The 256-nt window shown below is 70.3% G+C and carries 1 rRNA gene; it reads left to right on the top strand.

The features are described from left to right. Positions 1-167 precede the first annotated feature (167 nt). A 5S ribosomal RNA gene (rrf, locus tag RX395_RS10205) occupies positions 168-256 on the top strand; the annotation flags it as partial.

The following is a 256-nucleotide window of genomic DNA, read 5'->3' as shown; positions in this document are numbered from 1 at the left end:
TAATCGCCCGAGCTCTTCCGGAACCGCACCTCGCGGCCCGCGGGACATGCGCTCATGCGCGGTCCGGGCACGAGGATGCCCCCGAGTCATCTTTCCTATGCGCCATGCGGCCCCCAGGGCACGTGAGAGAGACACCCGGACACCGTAACGGTGGGCGCCGCCCACCGGTCAGCGGCCAGAGCATGGGGGGCACGCCCGGTCCCGTTCCGAACCCGGAAGCTAAGCCCCATCGCGCCGAGAGTACTGCGGGGTCAGC

This window comes from Collinsella aerofaciens (assembly GCF_032584215.1).
Classification (GTDB): Bacteria; Actinomycetota; Coriobacteriia; order Coriobacteriales; family Coriobacteriaceae; genus Collinsella.
This window is presented reverse-complemented; position numbering and strand designations above follow the sequence as displayed.